This is a genomic window from Pseudomonas sp. MF09150, assembly GCF_059862355.1.
The window spans coordinates 819,582-833,921 of record NZ_JCBCUS010000001.1; the positions used below are offsets into that span (position 1 = coordinate 819,582).

General features: G+C 65.0%; 14 protein-coding genes. 2 read left to right on the top strand and 12 right to left on the bottom strand.

Annotation, left to right across the window (positions count from 1 at the left end):
- The first annotated feature begins 203 nt into the window (after positions 1-203).
- Positions 204-1,313: a Gfo/Idh/MocA family protein gene (locus AC19YX_RS03295; RefSeq protein WP_500605649.1), complete on the top strand. Its 1,110-nt coding sequence runs from the start codon at positions 204-206 to the stop codon at positions 1,311-1,313.
- Positions 1,314-1,331: 18 nt separating this feature from the next.
- Here AC19YX_RS03295 and AC19YX_RS03300 read toward each other — a convergent pair whose 3' ends face one another.
- The 11 genes from AC19YX_RS03300 to AC19YX_RS03350 all read right to left on the bottom strand — a co-directional run bounded on the left by AC19YX_RS03300 (position 1,332) and on the right by AC19YX_RS03350 (position 12,620).
- Positions 1,332-2,768 (bottom strand): FAD/NAD(P)-binding protein, encoded by a 1,437-nt coding sequence (locus tag AC19YX_RS03300; RefSeq protein ID WP_500605650.1) that lies wholly within the window; start codon positions 2,766-2,768, stop codon positions 1,332-1,334.
- Between the two features lie 13 nt (positions 2,769-2,781).
- Positions 2,782-3,549: an ABC transporter ATP-binding protein gene (locus tag AC19YX_RS03305; protein ID WP_020300647.1), complete on the bottom strand. Its 768-nt coding sequence runs from the start codon at positions 3,547-3,549 to the stop codon at positions 2,782-2,784.
- A 3-nt stretch (positions 3,550-3,552) separates the two neighbouring features.
- Positions 3,553-4,908: an ABC transporter substrate-binding protein gene (locus AC19YX_RS03310; RefSeq protein ID WP_078471432.1), complete on the bottom strand. Its 1,356-nt coding sequence runs from the start codon at positions 4,906-4,908 to the stop codon at positions 3,553-3,555.
- 39 nt (positions 4,909-4,947) lie between these two features.
- Entirely contained in the window at positions 4,948-5,997 is a 1,050-nt protein-coding gene (locus AC19YX_RS03315) for a branched-chain amino acid ABC transporter permease (RefSeq protein WP_421547086.1), read from the bottom strand.
- Between the two features lie 4 nt (positions 5,998-6,001).
- The gene (locus AC19YX_RS03320; RefSeq protein ID WP_078471434.1) at positions 6,002-6,883 is read right to left on the bottom strand and encodes a branched-chain amino acid ABC transporter permease; all 882 of its coding nucleotides are present in this window, start codon (positions 6,881-6,883) and stop codon (positions 6,002-6,004) included.
- Entirely contained in the window at positions 6,883-7,659 is a 777-nt protein-coding gene (locus tag AC19YX_RS03325) for an ABC transporter ATP-binding protein (RefSeq protein ID WP_500605651.1), read from the bottom strand. Before AC19YX_RS03325 ends, AC19YX_RS03320 begins: the two co-directional genes overlap by 1 nt.
- Positions 7,656-8,645, bottom strand: coding sequence for an AMP-binding protein (locus AC19YX_RS03330; protein ID WP_078471436.1), 990 nt, complete (start codon positions 8,643-8,645; stop codon positions 7,656-7,658). The genes AC19YX_RS03325 and AC19YX_RS03330 overlap by 4 nt, the downstream gene beginning before the upstream one ends.
- Before the next feature lie 136 nt (positions 8,646-8,781).
- Positions 8,782-10,179 carry an LLM class flavin-dependent oxidoreductase gene (locus tag AC19YX_RS03335; protein WP_020300641.1) on the bottom strand — a complete coding sequence of 466 codons (1,398 nt, stop codon included), beginning with the start codon at positions 10,177-10,179 and terminating at the stop codon, positions 8,782-8,784.
- Entirely contained in the window at positions 10,179-10,643 is a 465-nt protein-coding gene (locus AC19YX_RS03340) for an acyl-CoA dehydrogenase (RefSeq protein ID WP_020300640.1), read from the bottom strand. The genes AC19YX_RS03335 and AC19YX_RS03340 overlap by 1 nt, the downstream gene beginning before the upstream one ends.
- A gap of 13 nt (positions 10,644-10,656) precedes the next feature.
- Positions 10,657-11,859 (bottom strand): SfnB family sulfur acquisition oxidoreductase, encoded by a 1,203-nt coding sequence (locus tag AC19YX_RS03345; RefSeq protein WP_078471437.1) that lies wholly within the window; start codon positions 11,857-11,859, stop codon positions 10,657-10,659.
- A 197-nt stretch (positions 11,860-12,056) separates the two neighbouring features.
- Entirely contained in the window at positions 12,057-12,620 is a 564-nt protein-coding gene (locus AC19YX_RS03350) for a helix-turn-helix domain-containing protein (protein WP_500605652.1), read from the bottom strand.
- On the opposite strand from AC19YX_RS03350, the gene AC19YX_RS03355 reads away from it, so the two are divergent.
- Positions 12,615-13,643: a DMT family transporter gene (locus tag AC19YX_RS03355; RefSeq protein ID WP_102047923.1), complete on the top strand. Its 1,029-nt coding sequence runs from the start codon at positions 12,615-12,617 to the stop codon at positions 13,641-13,643. The genes AC19YX_RS03350 and AC19YX_RS03355 overlap by 6 nt on opposite strands.
- 8 nt (positions 13,644-13,651) lie before the next feature.
- Here AC19YX_RS03355 and AC19YX_RS03360 read toward each other — a convergent pair whose 3' ends face one another.
- On the bottom strand, positions 13,652-14,125 hold the full coding sequence (locus tag AC19YX_RS03360; RefSeq protein WP_078471439.1) for a hypothetical protein: 474 nt from the start codon (positions 14,123-14,125) through the stop codon (positions 13,652-13,654).
- Between the last annotated feature and the right edge of the window lie 215 nt (positions 14,126-14,340).

A 14,340-nucleotide genomic window follows, 5' to 3' on the forward strand; every position in this document is an offset into this window, starting at 1 on the left:
TAGCACTTGTAACCGCTGCCGCTAGGCTGCGCTGGCCCTCCCGAACAACCCAATCACACTGAAATGCAATGGCGCCTGTTGCAGCCTCGCGGGCTCGGCAGCGGTTACTGGCGCGTGTGAATTTTTATTCCACGGATTGCAATTAGCGAATATTTATTCCATAAATAGCCCTTCTTAAAATAAAAATTCTGAAGGGCGTGGCTATGCATGAGCTTGGAATTGGTCTGATCGGCACCGGTTTTATGGGCCGGGCCCACGCCTTGGCGTTTCGCAATGTAAGCGCGGTGTTCGAATTGCCCATGCGGCTGCACCTGGCCGCCCTGGCCGATGCCGATTGCCAGCGGGCCGAGCACTGCGCGGCGGCCTGGGGTTTTGAGCAGGCCCACGGCGACTGGCAGCAGTTGATCGCCAACCCCAAGGTGCACCTGGTGGCCATCACCACCCCCAACCACCTGCACTTCCCCATGGCGATGGCTGCGCTGGCGGCCGGCAAAGCGGTGTATTGCGAAAAGCCGCTGGCAGTCAGCGTCGAGCAGGCCGAACAGATGCAGCAGGCGGCCAAGGCTGCTGGCGTGGTGACTCGGGTCGGCTACAACTACCAGCACAACCCGATGATCGTCCGCGCTCGCGAGCTGATCGAGGTTGGCGAACTGGGGCAGTTGCTCAGCTTCCAGGGTGAGTTCAGCGAAGACTTCATGGCCGACCCGGCTTCGCCCTGGTCCTGGCGCTGCGACCCCCAGCACGCCGGCGGCGCCCTGGCCGACCTTGGCAGCCACCTGCTGGCCATGGCCCGCTACCTGATGGGCCCGGTCAGCGCCGTATGCGCCGACACCCAGACCGTGCACCGCCAGCGCCCGGCCAGCAACGGCAGCCAGGAACAACGGCCGATTGCCGTGGACGATCAGGCCCACGCCCTGTTGCGTTTCGCCAACGGCGCCCGGGGGACGTTCAGCAGCAGTTGGCTCAAGCATGGCTACAAAAACCACCTGAGCTTCGAGATCAGCGGCACTCGCGGCACCCTGGCCTTCGACCAGGAACGACTCAACGAACTGCGGCTGTACCGTGCCGGCGAAGCAGGATTCCAGCGCCTGCTGGCCGGCCCCGACCTGCCCGGCTACGCCGCGTTCAGCCCCGCTCCCGGCCACCAGTTGGGTTACAACGAACTGAAGACCCTGGAGGTTCACGAGCTGCTGATGGCCGTGGCCGGCCAGGGCCTGGGCGGCACCGACTTCCAGGAGGCCTGGGAAGTCGAGCGCCTGGCCACGGCCATCCGCCTGGCGGCCCTGGAACAACGCTGGGTCAGCCTGCCGTAGCGACCAACGTGGCTGCGGCTACAGGGGCAGCGCGGCCAGGCGTGCCGCCAGGTGCTTGGCCTGCAGGGCGACGTCGGTCACGGCGGTACTTTCCCACCACAGGCCACGCAGTGGCGGGCCCATGGCGAACAGGCGACTGGACACCTGCCCCTGGGCATCCAGCACCGCGCCACCGGGGTCGGCGGCAATCCCCAGGGCCAGCGGGCCGGGCTGGATCAGGCCCCGGGCCAGCAATTGCCGGGGCAGCGCGCGCGCCACCCGGCGCCAGTCGTATTCGATACCGCTGGAGTTGATCAGCGCATCACCCGGCACCTGGGTGGTGTGCGACTCCCCACGGCGGCGGATGCGAATTGCCAGGCGCCCATCCGCTCCAGGCTCCAGGCCCTGGAACGACGCCGCGTGGATCCGCAACCGGCCCTGCTCATGCAGTCGCGCCACCAGCTCAGCACTCAAGGGTGGCGAGCGATGGTGATGGCTCTCCCACCAAGGCCGTACATGGCGCACGAACTGGCGGCGCTGGCGGTCGCTGGCCTGGCTCCACAGGCGGCCGATATGGGCACGCACCGTGTCCAAAGGTGCCTGCCAGTCAATCCCCTGGGCAATTGCCGCCCTACATTGACGGCGCAGCTCGCGCAGCAATTGCCGGGGGCTGCGAATACCCGGATCCCGGGCCAGGAAGTCTTCCCACACCGGCGGCTGGCGACGGACATGGGGCAACAGGCCATGGCGGGAAAACACCTCGATCGGCCCACGATGCCCAGCCTGTTCCAGGGACACCACGGCATCGACCATGGTCAACCCGGAGCCGATGATCAGCACCCTCGCCTGCGGGTCCAGCCGGGCCATGGCCTGCACATCCCAGGGGTCCAGCGCCGCTGCATTCAAGCCACTGGATTCGGTCTGCGGCGTGCGCGCGGCGGGAAACATGCCGGTGGCCAGCACCCCATAGGCGCCTCGCAGTTGGCGTCCATCGGCCAGGGTCAGCAGCGTGCCGTCGGCATCGATCTCAAGGTCCACCACTTCGCCTCGGACATGGCGCACGGTCGATCCCTCGCGCGCCCCGAGCGCTTCGGCCTGGGCCAGCCATTGCTGGGCATACAGGCCGAAAAGGCCCCGTGGCGGAAACAACTCGCTGATCGGCACCCCTTGCTCGTGCGCCTCGGGCCAGCCGCCGTCCGCCAGGTAGCGGGTCAGCCATTGGGTCAGGTCATCGGCGTTGTCCGGGTCGACACTCATGCGCGCAGCATTGCCGTTCAGGGTATGGCCCAACTCCACCGCGCTGTAGGCCTCGCCGCGCCCCAGCTCGCTGCGCGCCTCGAGCACCACCACTCGGCGCCGTCCCGGCAAGCGCAACAGCTGCCCGGCGAGCAAGGCTCCGCTGAGCCCGCCACCGACAATCAGGATATCGGCGCTGCCGGTCTCGGGATGGGCCTGGGCATTGTGTGGTTCGCTCATGGGGTTCTCACGGTCAGTGTTTACCTAGGTAGAAGTCATGCAGGTCGCCACGGGCCAGCAACTCGTCGGCGCTGCCCGACAGCACCACGCGCCCGGTGTCGAGCACGTAGGCGCTGGAAGCATATTTGAGCGCCACATTAATGTTTTGCTCGGCGATCAGAAAGCTCACCTGCGCCTCGCGATTGAGCTGGGCGACGATCTGGAAAATTTCCTGGACGATAATAGGCGCCAAACCCATGGACGGTTCGTCGAGCAGTACCAAAGTAGGACGGGTCATCAGCGCGCGGCCGATGGCGACCATCTGCTGCTCGCCGCCGGAGGTCAGGCCGGCCTGGGTCTTGCGTTTGGTTTTCAGGCGCGGGAACCAGGCGTAGATCCGCTCCAGGTCCTGGGCCAGTTCACGCCGGCTCAGGCCCCGGACAAACCCGCCGCTGCGCAAGTTGTCTTCCACCGTCAACTGCGGGAACACATGGCGCCCCTCCAGCACATGGACCATGCCCTGGCGCACCCGGTGGCTGGGGTCGACGCCCGCAGTGTCGCGGCCGAGAAACTCGATGCTGCCCCGGCTGACCTCCGCGCGCTCGGCCCGCACCAGCCCGGAGATGGCCTTGAGCGTGGTGCTCTTGCCCGCGCCGTTGGCCCCGAGCAAGGCAACGATGCCGCCCCTGGGCACACTCAGGGAGACCCCGGCCACGGCCAGAATCGCGCCGTCGTAGATCACTTCAATGTCCCGGACCTGTAACAGCGGGTCGCTCGAAACGGCGCTGGCGGCGTGGCTCATGGCTTATTCATCCCCGGTGCAGGTGCGCGGCGTGAGGTTTTTTTCCTTGGCGAAGGCGGCCGACTTTTCGTCGATCAGCGGCCGCAGCAAAGCGCGATCGGCGGCGATCCATTCGCTGACCAGGGTCCACTGGCTGCCGTCCCACTGCTGCACCCGGGCCGAACCGCCGCCTTCGTGGTCACGGCAAGAGAGCTTGAGGTTCTGCATCAGGCCCAGGTAACCCATGGCCTTGAGCCGCGCATCGTCGATATTCAGATGCTCCAGGCCCCAGCGCCCTTCCTCGCCGTTGAGTGGGCGCTTGCCGAACTTGCCCTGGGCGGTGCGGATCGCCTCCACCGCCACGGCGGCATTCACCAGCCCGGAGTTGTAGTAGACGCTGCCGAAGTTTTTCAGGTCCTTGAGATCACTCTTGCCCGGGTCGAGGATGGACTGCTTGAGGCGCTTGTGGATCTCGAAATCGCTGCCCGCCGGGTACGGGGTCAAGGCCAGGTAGCCCTTGGCCGCCGCGCCGGCCGGCAGTACGTCTTCGCTGGAACTGGCCCAGATATCGCCGACGATATGGTCCACCGGAAAGCCGAAGCGCGCCGCGGTCTTCACCGCCACCGGGGTCGACACGCCCCAGGTACGCAGGAACACCCAGTCCGGGTTCAACTGACGGACCTGCCGCCACTGCGCCGACTGCTCGTTGCCCGGGTCGGCCACCGGGATCTGGATATTCTCGAAGCCGTATTTCTGCGCCAGCAATTTCAGCGGGCCGAGGGTTTCGCGGCCATAGGCCGAGTCGTGGTAGACGGTGGCGATCTTCTTGCCCTTGAGCTTGTCGAAGCCCCCTTCGCGCTGGGCGATGTAGTTCACCAGGGTCGAGGCTTCGCTGTAGAAGGTCAGCATCACCGGGAAGTTATAGGGGAACACCGTGCCGTCGGTGGCCTCGGTGCGCCCGTAACCGAGGGTGATCAGCGGGATCTTGTCGACCTCCGCGCGCTCACTCAAGGCATAGGCCGCCGGTGCGCCGTTGGGCTGGTAGACCGCGACCGGCGCCCCATCCAGGCCTTTCTTGAAGCGCTCATAACATTCGATGCCCTTCTCTGCCGTCCATTCGGTCTCGCATTCCTGCCAGACCAGCTTGACCCCGTTGATCCCGCCTTCGACCTGGTTGATGTAGTTCAGGTAGTCGATCATCCCCGCCCACACCTGCACGCCGCTGGAGGCGTACGCCCCGACCCGGTAGGTGGCCAGGGGGAAAAACTGCTGGTCCGGACCGGCCTGGGCCGCAGGCACCACACTGGCAAACGCCGCGAGCGCCAGGGCGGCGCGGGCCAGGCTGAGTTTCAGGAAAGTCGCTCTCAAGGATGCACGCATAGTGGTTCTCTAACGAAATAGGGGTTGAACGGGATGGGGTCAGAAGCGCAGCGGCCAGTGCGCCAGCCGTTGCCTGAAGTTGCCGAGCAGGCGGATCAGGCCCTCGGGCTCCTTGATCAGGAACACGATGATCAGCACGCCGAAGATGATTTTCTGCAGGTTCTGCAACTGCCCGGCATCCACCGCGCCGCCAAACAGCGCCTGCCCGGCGTGGCTGAGAAAGATCGGCAGCAGACTGATAAAGGCCGCGCCGACGAAGTTTCCTGCGAGACTGCCCATGCCGCCGATAATGATGATGAACAGGATCTGGAATGAGCGATTGATATCGAAGCTGCCGGCGCTGGCCGTACCCAGGTAGGCAAAGGCCCAGAGCGCGCCGGCGATCCCCAGGTAGAACGAGCTGACGGCAAACGCCAGGCGCTTGTAGCGCACCACGCCGATGCCGATGACCGCGGCGGCGGTGTCCATGTCGCGGATCGCCATCCAGTTGCGGCCGATCTGGCTGTTCACCAGGTTGCGCGCCACCCAGGTCAGCAGCAGCACCGTGACCAGGGTCAGCAGGTAGCGCCCGACCGGAGTGTTGAGGTCATGGCCGAACAGGCTCAGGCTCGGCGCCGAGATGGTCCCCGATGAACCGTAGTTGTAGAACCAGGGGAATTTGACGAACAGCCACTCCAGGAAAAACTGCGCCGCCAGGGTGGTGACCATCAGGTAAAAACCCTTGATCCGCGAACTCGGCAGGCCGAACAACACCCCCACCACGGCGCTGATCAGGCCACCGCCCAGCAGCGCCAGCGGCAGTCCCAGCTCCGGCAGGCGCAGCAGGAAGCCGTAAGTGGCAAAGGCCCCGACCGCCATGAAACCCGCGGCCCCGACCGACGTCTGGCCGGTGTAGCCGGTGAGCAGGTTGAGCCCCAGGCCAGCCAGGGACAGCACCAGGAACGGAATCAGGATCGCGTTTAGCCAATAGTCGTTGCCCAGCAGGGGCACCGCGCCAAAGGCCAGCAGCAACAGGCCGATCAGGCCCCAGGGCAGGCGGCGCCGGACCAGCAGCACCGGTGCCGACGAATGCAACAGAGTCAGGGACATGAATTCACACTCGCTCGATGGCGCGTTCGCCGAACAGGCCGGCGGGACGGATATAAAGGAAGGCCAGGGCCAGCGCGTAGGCGAACCAGGGGGTGATGCCGCCGCCGATCAGCGGGCCGATATAGACCTCGGCCAGGTTCTCGGCGGCGCCGACGATCAGCCCGCCGACAATCGCCCCGCCGATGGAGGTGAAGCCGCCGATGATCAGCACCGGCAAGGCCTTGAGCACCACCAGCGACAGCGAGAATTGCACCCCCTGGCGCGCGCCCCAGAGCAAGCCGGCCACCAGCCCGACCACCCCGGCCACCGCCCAGACGATCTGCCAGATGCGGTTGAGGTTGATGCCGATGGACAAGGCTGCGGTGGTGTCGTCGGCCACCGCCCGCAGCGACACGCCGATGCGGGTCTTGTTGAACAACAGTGCCAGCACGGTCACCAGCACGAGGGCGGTCGCCGCCGCGATCAGGTCGAACTGGCTGACCATCAACGGCCCGAGAAACAGCGGCACGTCGTCGATGCCCAGGTCCAGGGCCCGGACCTGTGAGCCCATCAGCCCCTGGGCCAGGCCCTCGATGATGAACGACAGGCCGAGGGTCGCCATGAACAGGGTGATCTGCGAACGGTTGACCAGCGGCCGCAGCACCAGGCGCTCGATCAGCAGGGCGCCGACAACCATCACCAGCACCGTCAGCAGCAAGGCCACGGCAAAGGGCACGCCCTGTTCGTGGAGGCTGACAAAGGTCAGCGCGGCGAACAGCAGCATGGCGCCCTGGGCGAAATTGAACACTCCGCTGGCCTTGTAGATCAGCACGAAGCCGATGGCCACCAGGGAATACATGGTGCCGGCCAGCAGGCCGCCGAGCAGGGTTTCGAGAAAGAAATTCATCAGTGCACCACTCCCAGGTAGGCCGCGATCACCTCCGGATTGGCCTGCACCTGGGCCGGGGTGCCGTCGCCGACCTTGCGTCCGTAATCGAGCACCACCACGTGGTCGGACAGGCCCATGACCACGCTCATGTCGTGCTCGATCAGGACCACGGTGGTGCCCAGGTCGCGGTTGATATCGGCGATAAAGCGCGCCATTTCCTGCTTCTCCTCGGCGTTCATCCCGGCCATGGGCTCATCCAGCAGCAACAGGCTGGGCTCGGCGATCAGCGCCCGCCCCAGCTCCACGCGCTTTTGCAGGCCGTAGGACAGGTTGCCCACCAGCACATCGCGCTGGGCCTGCAGTTCAAGAAATTCGAGGATGCCCTGGGCCCGCTGGCGGAACGCCTCGGCCTCGCGCCGCGCCCGGGGCAGACCCAGGGCCTGTTCGATAAAGCTGACGCGCATGTGTCGCGAAAGCCCGGTGAGGATGTTGTCGATCACGCTCATCTTCTTGAACAGCGCGTTGTTTTGAAAGGTGCGACCAATGCCACGGCGCGCGGCGCTCAGCGGGTCGATGCGCTTGAACGCCTGCTGGTTGAAGACGATGGCCCCGGCGTCGAAGCGGTACACGCCGTTCAACACATTGAGCAGGGAGCTTTTGCCGGCGCCGTTGGGGCCGATCAGGGCGCAGATCTCTCCACGCCGGACGTCGAAGGACAGTTCATTGATCGCCTTGACCCCCTTGAACGACAGGGAAATGGCGCTGACCTGCAAGATGCAATCGGTTGAGCTCATGCGATGTTCCGTTTGAATTCGGCCAGCCAGGTCGGCGCCGAGGCTCGCGCGGCGTGACTCGGGGCTTGCCAGATAAAGTCCAGGCGCTGGAAGCCGAGCAGGCGCCGCACGCGGTTTTTCAACAGCCGGGCCAGGCGGTGCTCGGGATGGGCCAGAGCCCACTCGCAGAGTTGCCGGCGCCAACTGTGGGGCGGCGCCAGGCGGTTTTCGATGTCGTCGGCCAGGCGTTGCAGGCGTTCGGCGGACAGCAGCAAGCCGCTGGGGGCCACGTCGCGGCGGTCGCGACCGGCACTGCCACGGCTTTCGGGGAACGCCAGGCTGTGGCCGCTGCTCAACCATTGTTCGAGCACCACCTTGAGCCCGTCCTGCCACTGGGTGCCCTCCTCGCTCCACAACTGCGCGGCGGCCACCGGCTGACGCCAGTAGACCTGGCGTTGCGGGGCTTCGCTGGCGCCGAGCAATGCAGCGAACTCCACCAGCGGTTGCGGTGCATCTGCCGGCAGGCGCGGCACCTGCTGGTTGCTGATCAGCACCAGTGGCGTTGGGGCGTGCTGCACCGCGGCCAGCCATTGCCGCAATTGCTGGCGCGAATGCACAAAGGCATGGCTCGGTTGCAAGCGCCACAAGGCCTGGCGCAGGGCCTCGGGGCCGAGCTCGTCGCCCAGGCTCAAGACCTGGGCGCCGATGCTCTGGGCCGCCAGGGCCAGCAGCAACAGGTTGGGTTCGAATGCACCGCTCAGGGCCAGCCGCGACTGCTCGCTGAAGCCCTGCTGGCGCAGGCCGTCGGCCAGGCGCTCGACATCGCGCAAGGCGTCGATCCAGCGCCAGGCATACCACTGGCCGTGACGCTTGTGGCGCAGCGCGGTTTGCAACGGGCTGACCTGGGCCCAGTGCCGCAGTTGCTCCAAGGCCTGGGGTAGGCTTAGCCGCCCGTCAGCGGCCAACGGCTCGGCAACGGGCGGACGTTTCAGTTCATGCACGCTCATGGGCTTACCTCGTATGGCTAAAGCGTGCGGTGGTCCGCTGGCTGGGGGTTGGGTGAATCAAAATCTGTGGCCGCTGCCCCTCATGAGCAACGACCATCCGCCTGCTGCAGCCCTATGTGTTTTCTGCCGAGGCTCCTCAGGCAGTTTTTTGCGCGGCGGCGCGTTGGCCACCCAGATCACGCCAGGCGCTGCCGGGGTGGATCTCGGGCAGGCGTGGGCCGGCGCCGAAGAGTTTTTCGCGCAGGGTGCCGGGGGCGTATTCGGTCTTGTACACGCCGCGCTTCTGCAACTCCGGCACCAGCAATTCCACGGCGTCGACAAAGGTCTCGTGGGTCAGGGCATACGCCAGGTTGAAGCCATCGACATCGGTGTCTTCGACCCATTCCTGCAACAGGTCGGCGACGGTCTCCGGGCTGCCGACGAACAACGGGCCAAAACCACCAATCCCCACCCAGTCCGCCAACTCATGGGGGGTCCAGACCTTGTTCGGGTCCGCCGTGGAAAACGCCTCGACCGCCGACTGGATGGCGTTGGTGTGCACATGTTTAAGCGGTTCATCGGGCTTGAACTGGCTGAAATCGATACCGGTCCAGCCCGAGATCAGGGCCATCGCCCCCTCATAGCTGACCCAGGATTTGTACTCTTCGAACTTGGCCTTGGCCTTGGCATCGGTCTCGCCGAGGATCACCGTCTGCAGGTTGAAAATCAGGATCTTCGACGGATCACGCCCGGCCTCGGCGGCGCGGCGGCGAATATCGGCCACGGTCTTTTTCAGCAGCACCTTGGACGGCGCGGCAACAAATACGCATTCGGCGTGCTCGGCGGCAAACTGCTTGCCCCGGCTCGATGCCCCGGCCTGGTACAGCACCGGCGTGCGCTGCGGCGAGGGCTCGCACAGGTGGATACCGGGAACCTGGAAGTGTTTCCCAAAGTGCTGGATCTCGTGGATCTTGCTCGGGTCGCTGAAAATCCGCCGCTCACGGTCACGCAGGATCGCCCCATCTTCCCAACTGCCTTCCCAGAGCTTGTAGCAGACCTCCAGGTATTCCTCGGCAAAGTCATAACGCGCGTCGTGCTCGGTCTGGGTCTTCTGCCCCAGGTTCTTGGCCCCGCTTTCCAGGTAGGAGGTGACGATGTTCCAGCCGGCGCGGCCCTTGGTCAGGTGATCCAGGGTCGACAGGCGCCGGGCGAAGGGATACGGGTGCTCGAACGAAAGGGACGCGGTCAGGCCAAAACCCAGGTGCTCGGTCACCAGCGCCATCGGCGGGATCAGTTGCAACGGGTCGTTCACCGGAACCTGGGTCGCCTGGCGGATCGCCGCGTCACCGTTGCCGTTGTAGACGTCATAGATGCCCAGCACGTCGGCGATAAACAGACCGTCGAACTTGCCGCGTTCGAGAATCCTGGCCAGGTCGGTCCAGTATTCAAGGTCCTTGTATTGCCACGAGCGGTCGCGCGGGTGCGCCCACAGGCCCGGGGATTGATGGCCGACGCAGTTCATGTCGAAGGCGTTGAGGCGAATTTCACGGGACATCAAACAGCACTCCTGAGGCTCGGTGGCAGCACGCCATTGAGGCGGTAGTTGCCGATCAACTGATATTTCCAGCGCAGCGGATCGTTCAGAGCCGCCAACTGCGGGCTGCGTTGCCCGGTCAATTCGAATTCGGCGTTACTTGCGGCCAGCAGCGCTTCGGCACTGGCAATCGCCGCCTCGGCCTGGGCCACGCTGACCTCGGCCGGGTCCTGGGCGGCGTTGCGCAGGGCTTCGGCCCGTTCGTGCAAGGCCGCCGCGACTTCGATGCGGATCTGCAAGTCGCCGAAACGGCTGATCACATAGGGGTCGTCGCTGGCCTTGGCCAGGCCGCTGCCAGCCCAGGGCTGGGCCTGCTCGCGGACGAACAGCAGGGTCTGCTGCAACAGTTGCCGGGCGCGTTCCAGGTCATTGCCGCTGCGGGCCAGGGACGGCTGGGCGGCAGCGGTTTGGGTCAGTGCATTCATGAGCGAAGTCCTTTTAATTCCAGGCGTGACGGGCTGGCTTGACGCCGTTGAGCAGGAAGTTGCCGATCAGGTGGTATTTCCAGCGCGCCGGGTCATGCAGGGTGTGGGTGCGCGCGTTGCGCCAGTAACGGTCGAGGTTGTATTTGCCGAGCACCGAGCGGGTCCCGGCCAGTTCGAACAACTTGCTGCTGGCGAGCAAGGCACTTTCGGCCGACAGCACCTTGGCCTGGGCCACCACCACCGAGGCGTGAGCCACGCTGTCTTCATTGGGGTTGAGCAAGGCCTGGTCGATGGCGCGCCCGGCTTTTTCGAGGATCGCCTCGGTGCCGTGGACGCGCCATTCCAGGTCGCCGATGGCGGCGATGGTGAACGGGTCCTGCCAGCCATGGTCCAGGCCGCTGTCGATCCAGGGCCGTGACTGGCGGGCGTAATGTTTGGTTTCTTCAAGGGCGCCGACGGCGATGCCGGTGTCCACGGCGGCCTGGATAATCTGCGAAATCGGCCCGTCGGCCGTGGGCTCATCGAAGGCGCGATGCGCCGGGATCACCGCGCTCAGCGGCACCCGGACCGCGTTCAGGGTCACGCCGCCGCTGGCGGTGGTGCGCTGGCCGAAGCCGTCCCAGCTGTCGATCACTGTCAGCCCGGGGTTGTCGCGCTCGATAAAGGCGATAAACGCCTGGTTCTGCTCGTTCACCGCCACCGCCGGCACGATATGGGCGAACAGCGCGCCGGTGCAGTAGAACTTCTCGCCGTCGATCTGCGCGCTGTCACCGTCGAAGCGGATCGTGGTTTCAAAGGCCCCGGCGTTTTTGCTCTTGGCTTCGGAGAAGGCATTGCCGAAGCGAACGCCCTGCAGCACCTTGCCGAAGTAGTAGCGCTTCTGCTCTTCGCTGGCGGTTTGCAGCAGGATGTCGAGCACGCCCAGGTGGTTCTGCGGGATCTGCCCCAGGGACGAGTCGACCGCGGAAATGATCTTGATCACTTCGGCCACCGTGACGTAGGACACCCCCGCGCCGCCGTATTCCCTGGGTATGGTGATGCCCCACAAGCCGCTCGCGGAAAACTCGTCGAGTTCGGCGACCGGCAGGCGCCGCTCGCGATCACGCACGCTGGCATCGACCGCAAAGCGCTCGGCCAGTTCCCGGGCGATGCTGATCGCCTCGGCGTCGGTGCGAATGATATGGGCGGTTCGAGTGGGTTGGGCAGAGGCTGTCATGGGCCGACTCCAAGTCCTGGATGAATGCGCCAGGCCCGTGGCGGACCTGTGTTTCAGGACTTATTGCAGAAGTCGTGCCGAAGTTTAAAAGCCTTGTTTATCAGCCTCTTAATCAACAATCAGAGAACTGGCATCAATTCAAAACAGGCAAAGTGTTCAAGCACTGTTGGCTGGCCAACAGTTGCCCTGGCGTCAGTTCAGACCACCACATTGCGCACGAAGCGCGTGGCCAGCGGGCCGTCGTTGCGATAGGCATGGGGCACGTGGCTGGCGAACATGAAGAACTCGCCGGTCTCGATCCGCCGCTCCGTATCGCCCAGTACCAGGATCAGGCAGCCTTCGAACACATAGATTTGTTCGCTCCAGCCTTCGGCATCGCATTGCGACTGATAGAGCTCGCCCGGCTCCAGACGCCACTCCCAGAGTTCCACCTCGCGGGTGGCCACGGCCTTGGCCAGCAACATCGCCGTGCTGCCGGGGATGGTCCCGGCCCAGGCCAGCTCATTGATACGGCTGGGGTCGCGCACTTCCGGGGCCTGGATCAGGTCGCTGAACGCGACACCCAAGGCCGCGGCCACCCGGTCGAGGGTGCCCAGGCTGACGTTTTTCTCGCCGGCCTCGATGGCCACCAGCATCCGCCGGCTGACATCGGACTGTTCCGCGAGGACGCTCTGGCTCAGCCCGGCGGCGTGGCGCAGGCGGCGCACATTGAGGCTGACATGTTGCAGGACCGAAGCCCGCTGGCCGGATTCTTTGTGCACTATATTGCTCACTTAGAAGGATTGCGCAGTATACTGCCCGCATTTCGGCGCATTGTGCGTTCCACTCCCCCTGTACGCAAGGTCATGACTCCGGTGAACTCCCGCAAAACCTTCCTCAAGCTGAGCAAAGCCGAATGCGTGCTGGTGCTGATCACCATGATCTGGGGCGGCACCTTCCTGATGGTGCAGCACGCCATGACCGTGAGCGGGCCAATGTTTTTCGTCGGCCTGCGCTTTGCCGCCGGCGCAATCATCGTCGCGCTGTTTTCGGCCCGCAGCCTGCGGGGCCTGACCTGGTTCGAACTCAAGGCCGGGACTTTCATCGGCACCGCGATCATGCTCGGCTACGGATTGCAAACCATCGGCCTGCAGACCATTCCCAGCAGCCAGTCGGCCTTTATCACCGCGCTCTACGTGCCCTTTGTACCGCTGCTGCAATGGCTGTTCATGGGCAAGCGCCCGGGGCTGATGCCGAGCATCGGCATCATGCTGGCCTTTACCGGGCTGATGCTGCTGTCGGGGCCCAACGGCGCTTCGCTGGATTTCAGCCCCGGGGAAATCGCCACCCTGATCAGCACCGTGGCCATTGCCGCAGAAATCATCCTGATCAGCAGCTACGCCGGCCAGGTCGATGTGCGCCGGGTCACCGTGGTGCAACTGGCGGCGACCTCATTGCTGGCGTTCCTGATGGTGGTGCCGACCCAGGAAAGCCTGCCGTCGTTTTCCTGGCTGCTGCTGGCCAGCGCCCTGGGCCTGGGCGCCGCCAGTGCGGCGATCCAGGTGGCGATGAACTGGGCGCAGAAAAGCGTCTCGCCGACCCGCGCCACCCTGATCTACGCCGGCGAACCGGTCTGGGCCGGGCTGGTCGGACGCATCGCCGGCGAACGGCTGCCGGCCCTGGCCCTGGTCGGTGGTGCGCTGATCGTGGCGGCGGTGATCATCAGCGAGCTGAAAACCAGGGGCCGTGCCGAACCGGTGCCTGAGGCGGATGAGCAAGAGCAGACGCTGGAATCCCGCCAGTAAGCACCAGGCTACTTGGGCAGGGAGCGCAGGATGGCGGTCAGGTCCTGGCGCGTGACCTGGCCGGCGCGCACGGCCTGGACGATATCGTCGCGGGTCATCGGGGGGCGCGGGATGGGTGCGTCCGGGTTGTCCAGATCAACGTTGTACAGCCAGGTGGGCGCCCCCAGAGTGGGGCCGTGTTCCAGGTCCGCCGGCACCTCTTCATGGGCAAACGCGCCCTTGTGATAGAAGTACGCCAGGTAGCGGACGTGCCCTTCGGCAAAGCCGGTGTCCAGAAACAGCAGCGTGCCCGGCGGCAGCGCATACACGTTGTCATCCTCCAGGGGCCCTTCGATCAGCAAGGGTTCAAGGGTCTTGATCTTCCGCATCCCCATGCTCGGCGAACTGGCGATAAAGCCGAACCACAGGTTGACGAGCAACCCCAGGATGATGACCAGCAGCACGATGATCAGGGTCTTGTGGCGCAAGGTAGTGGAAGTCATGGGGAGTCTGCAGGGTCCTTTGCAAGCCAGGGGTCGGCGCGGGCGCCACGATAACATTTGGCGATGGCCGCAGGTCACTGGCGGTGTCGGGTAAATGGCCACGGTTTTTGGGCAGGTGTCGGGTTTGTCCCCTACTTTGAAACCTGATGTAACTAGTTTTGTAGGATCCTGGCACAGCTTGACGTTTGGTGATCCGGGGTCCGGCACGTATCATT